This window comes from Caballeronia arationis (assembly GCF_001544975.2).
GTDB lineage: Bacteria > Pseudomonadota > Gammaproteobacteria > Burkholderiales > Burkholderiaceae > Caballeronia > Caballeronia arationis.
This window is the reverse complement of the sequence record NZ_FCOG02000259.1, coordinates 1-4,916: the sequence shown is the minus strand read 5'-3', so window position 1 is coordinate 4,916 and position 4,916 is coordinate 1. Positions and strand designations below refer to the sequence as shown.

Genomic DNA, 4,916 nt, shown 5'->3' with positions numbered 1-4,916 from the left:
TTGCTTGCGTTTTCCATTCTTCAAATCTCCCGTTACAGCCAAGATCCAAAGTCTCCTACATTTCCGGGGCGCTTCAGTTTACACAAAATTCGGGACACCCCCCGGCGCAGTGCCCGGCGCCCATACACGGGTGCTCGATTGGATACCCACCGCATATTGCAAGCCGAGTTCGCTGAGGGCATCGCGAAACGCAGTGTCGTTTCCGTATCCCGCATCGGCCAGTACGACACCGTCCGGTGCACCGCTTTGCCGGGCCTCGCGCAACTGCGTGAGTGCGATCTGCGGCTTGGTCGCAAACCCGATCTCATCGGGTACGCCAGCCTGCGCCTGCCGTAGCGGATCATCGGCCCATTCCTGTTGCAGATAAAGCTGATAAGCCACCGGCAGGCTTGCCTCTTCGGTGGCCACCGACAGGCTCACGGCCACCTGGCAGTTATCCTGTTTGCCCAGTTGCCCGCAATATTGCCGCGCCACCCCAACCGAATGCTTTCCCTTCTTCGGGAAGCCCGTGTCATCGATGATCCAGTACAGGTCCTTTGCCGGATCCATGTGCGGCAGCACCCAGCGACGCACTTGCTCGAGTAACGCGGCGTCAGACCATTCCGACTTCGACACGAAGTGATGAAGTGATTGGTGCCGCCCACTCACGCGCTGAGGTTCCAGATGTGCTGCCAGCGGCTCCACGCTCTTGCGCCGGATCGGCAGCATCAAGCCTCGGCAATAGCCAATCAACCCGGAGTGGCGATCGCTATGCCTGACCGCCTCACATAGATGTTCCAGATACTCGTCGAACGACGTCTCCCAGTCCATCACTTCCTCATGCAAAGGATGAAGAAGCTTCTATAATGCCGTGAGTTTTATAACACAGTAAGATTAGAGAACGCCTACCACGTTTGCATCGCGCTAGCTGACGTACCGAGAGCGAACGCAATCCGCATGCAAAACGCAAAGCCGGACTTTGTCCGTCGACATTTTGGTGTTGCGACTCTACTGAACATCTGCTCAAGAAAAAGCGTCGGCCCAGACCGCCGTCGAAACGGCGGCGCAGTGACGTTGTGCTCCGCCCAACTACATTACATTTTGAGCAGTTTTGGCTCGCAAAGCTCATTTCGCGATTCGACGCCTCGCAAAGAATGGCACGTGATTGATGTGCAACGTCGTCGCCATCGCGATTCCGACGAACGTCTGCGCCAGAAGCACCGCCGCCGCCGCGCCACGTTCGGCAAAGAGCGTCGATAGGATCAACAAGAGGGTAAGATTAAATATAGCCGCTGCAATCAAAATGCGGCTGAACTGCACTGTCATGCCGAGCGGCAGGAGCGTCTGCACGCCGAAAACATCTGCAATGCCAAACATGAAAGGCACGAACGCCATCCACCGTAATACATCTACAGTTGGCAGGAAATGCGGGCCGTAAAGCAGCTTCACCGCAAGAGGTGCACCTAGATATATTGCTAATGAGATCGCGGCAACTACCACTCCCTGAAATGCAAGCATCTTGCGCAGAAACGCGAAAGCCGCGTCGCGCGAATGGTGCATTAGATAACTGATGCGCGGATACGCGGCGGTCCTTAGAGGACTCAACAACCCGAGTGCTGCGCGGATCAGTTTGTCAGCAGCGGAAAAATAACCCGCTGCAGCGTTGCCCGAGATCAGTGCTAGCAGCACAGTATTGCTGGACGCGCAAAAATCATTGACGGCGGTTGCCATAAAAACATTCCAGCCGTCCCTGATTGCCCTGGCGATTGCTTCGGGCGATGTCGGCGTAAAATCCAATTCCCGCCGGAAGTATAAGCGCGTCATGATTACAATGCCCGACAGCAGCGGAACCAGTGAATTCACCGCCATGGCCCAGTAGATATCGTCACGGCCGCGCACGAGCAGATACATTGCTGGAACGCTAACTGCTCGGCCCGCGAAGGCAATAGACGTCGTCACCCACAGATCTTCCACGCCCTGAAAATACCATGTCGGAATCAACATCGCACCAACCGCCATGCCAAAGCCTAATAATAACAACTCGCGCTCCCGCGCGAGTGGTTCGAATACGTAGGTCAGAATCAGCAGCAACATGAATCCGCTCACCGTGATGACCGTTTGAGCCAAGAAGGTTCGCCAGAAGATTCGAGAGCGTTCGGCGCGGTCGTCGCGATTAATCGAGATCGTTGACGAGGCCGTCAGAGCAAAGCCGTAGTTCGTCAGAACAATGAAATAGTTGATAAAGGCCAGCGCAAAGGCTAAGCGGCCATATCCGTCAGGAGACAGCACTCTAGTCAGCAGCGGAAGCGTTATCAAGGGCACAGCATAGGTCGACACCTGCAGCATCATCAAGACCGAAAAGTTCTTCTTGAACGAAGCCATATTGTTGTGGCTCCTTTGAAAATGCGGTTCGTTTAACCATGCGGCTAAAGGCGGAGAATTCGAGTTTGTCAGCGGAGGCTTTTGAAGCGCATACAGTCTCTTATCAGAGAACCGCTTGCGAAGCTCACGCCCGGGCCGATACGCGTTCTCTACAGGCCCCATCTTGTTCACGTCCGTCCCAATTTACCGGAGCGAGCGCGAGTTTGTGCAACGTCGCAGATAGCCTGCGTCCGGTGCCACCAAGCGTCGACGATGCCGTGGCCGCTGTGAAAAGTGGCATCTCCTAGGGCCGCCACAACATTTGGGAGAACGTCAATCCTTGAAATCGACCAGCTCGATCCAACTCCGGTTGGCGTACCGAGCCGTCCGGCAAGCTCATTCGCGCGGCAACTGCCAGTTACAAAGCAATCGCGTCTACTGTTTGTGATCTCTAGGTTGTTGTTCTGGAGTCAGCAGGTGCTCTGATTGTCTAGGCTGCGCCGAAGCGTTCGGCGGCATCGCTTTGTACCTGCTATTTTTAGATTAATACCTTACTGGTATGGACAATTGGTATCCTAAACAAATTTCCGCACCGCACTGAGTGTACATTTCTTCGTCTTGAAGTCAACGAAAAGTTCCCGCACGGTCGTGCGAGACACGCACGGGCAGTCGTCAAGGGCTGGGAGAAACGCACAAGCCGTTGCCAAAGCGGGGTACTGTCATTTTGGCCGACAGGCATCCGTCAGGCCAACGGTCGCGTTCTTGAAGCGTGGACAAGCCCCCCTGAGGGCGCAGCTTTCGCACTTTGCGTTGCCCGATCGATTCAGCAAAACGCTTTGGTAAGAAACGCAGTTGCATAAAAATTAATTGAACTGACGGCTCGCCGATGCGGGCCAAGCTTCCGACATGGCATGTGTAAAACTGCCGGGAAGCCTTCGCGGTTGTTTTGGGGACGTCGTCCGACGAGTATCTGGACCATCTATGTGAAGCGAGCACGCACGGAGATCGTCGCTTCGAATTGAGTGGCTATTGTCACAAGTTTGCGCGTACTATCCGACTCAAGAGCGCTGAACCACTGCCGGCACATCCGGCGCCTCCGACGACGCCCATTCTGCAGTTCTTCCCCACCCAAGGAACGATTTGTGATGTATACCAGCACGGTAGACGTTCTATCGGGCGATGTGCGCGCATGTACTTATTATTCTTGCCCGTCCATTTCGGCATTTCAAAAGGCGGCGGTTGCCAGGTAGTCGTCCCACGGCTTGCCCTCTTGCCACCTGCGTACGATCGCGCAAGCCATTGGTTTTTAGCGATTAGTTCGCTTGTCAATTTCCGCCATGCCATAGTCAACAGCGAACTTGTACGCGGCAGAGCGGAACGAGAAGCGTCCTAAAACACCAGATGCCGTCTCCACTCCGTCCGGTTCACGTACCACCACCATTGCAACATATGCGCCCCGCTCGAACACAGTCAGAGGAATAAGGGAAAATCCGCGGTAAGTGTAGCAACCTTTCATTCAGGCTACCTCGCAATATTTGACCGTATAGTCCATTCTGCGCCGAACCGAGGGCGATGAAAATTGAATCCCGGCCGGTTTTCTTTGAGTCATCCTCAATCAGCGCTCGTCTTTGAACTTCTCCCCATCGGAGCGTGGAGCACATGTCCAACTCTGCGCGAGTCAGGATATCTGTTCGGTCGGACGGGTCACAACGGCATCGCCCGCAGCTTGCTGAGCCGCCCTATCCGATAGAACTGATCCCCGCCGATCCCCTTCATCGCGTCGTTAGAGTGAAGCAGATCGGCATGGCGGCGATGTCGAATTCTTTACGGCGAATTACATTTGCTTTTGGGATTGAATTGACGCACACCTGTCGGATGCCAGAAATCGGCCCGTTGAAGCAAAACCGTCGCCAAACAGACACCCTATTGCGCCGGTGATGACGCCCCCGAGGAAGCGCAGTCGGTAAAGCAACATTAAGACGATTGACGAAAGTGTGCGCTACGGCAACGGCGGCCGATCGTGGGCAGCCGCAATTCCTACGACGATGCTCAGTTGCCGGCCGTTCCTCCCGTCCTCAAAGGACAATGGCTGACCTCGCTGCTACAGGGACACCGGTGCTCGCACCTTCGGCAGCATTAGGCGGCCAGCATGTCCCACAAGCAGCTTTGTCAGTGGTGGTAAGTCTCCACTGTCTCAGTGTGTCTGAACCAAAACTAGAGCTGATCGGCCGCCACATTGTTGGCCGCCCAAGCGTTGGGTGGGGCATGGCGCGATGCGACCAAGGCCACATCTCTAGGCTGAAGGTGCTCGAAACGCTGGTGAGCGTGGAGTTCATGGCACATGAAGCTCGCCGCATCAAGGTGGCGTTGCAGACGGCGCCCCTCGGCACGATCAAGACGCTGCTTAGCTATGGCTTCGCCTTTCAGTCGCGCCGGGATCGCGATCGCTTAATGTCTTTGTCAAACAATGCCAGACTGTGCATCGTCTCGTCCCACCAAGGTTTGCGCCTGAGCGTTGAACGCTTCGCGCGAGAAGCGTCGCCGGAAGTCCTGCGATAGCTCGTCGATGCTCACGT

At 55.5% G+C, this 4,916-nt stretch carries 1 protein-coding gene and 1 pseudogene; both read right to left on the bottom strand.

Features of this window, described 5'->3' with window-relative positions:
• Positions 1-102 precede the first annotated feature (102 nt).
• A pseudogene (locus tag AWB81_RS40470) lies at positions 103-810 on the bottom strand (IS701 family transposase); the annotation flags it as partial.
• Between the two features lie 294 nt (positions 811-1,104).
• Positions 1,105-2,361 carry an oligosaccharide flippase family protein gene (locus tag AWB81_RS40465; protein ID WP_062643992.1) on the bottom strand — a complete coding sequence of 419 codons (1,257 nt, stop codon included), beginning with the start codon at positions 2,359-2,361 and terminating at the stop codon, positions 1,105-1,107.
• Positions 2,362-4,916: the final 2,555 nt, after the last annotated feature.